General features: G+C 59.1%; 1 protein-coding gene. It reads left to right on the top strand.

Features of this window, described 5'->3' with window-relative positions; all coding sequences use genetic code 11:
* Nucleotides 1-38: 38 nt before the first annotated feature.
* Nucleotides 39-269, top strand: a 231-nt coding sequence (locus tag AC3XQU_RS23970) for a hypothetical protein (RefSeq protein WP_489876628.1), incomplete at its 3' end; no start/stop codon positions are given.

The raw sequence follows: 269 nt of genomic DNA, 5'->3' as shown, positions 1-269 counted from the left end.
GGCCGCTCTGGCTTTGCTGAGTACCAGCTGAGGGCACCTTGAGGTTTCATGACAACCCGAGGCTCTGGCGCGCTGTCCTGCTGGTCATGCTTCTGCCGCTGGCGCTGGTCGCATTCTGGCCCAGTCCGGTTGATGCTCCGGTTCAAGGCCAGCTTGTCAGCATCCTCAAGTTCCTGCACTTGCACGGAATTCCCGCGTGGATCAATTACCGATTAGTCGAGGCATCCGCAAATGTAGCGCTTTTCATTCCCTTCGGCGCAGTGGCAGCC

It is taken from the genome of Telluria sp. AZSoR62 (assembly GCF_058111565.1).
The sequence above is the reverse complement of the archived record's forward strand: the minus strand, read 5'-3'. Positions and strand labels throughout refer to the sequence as shown.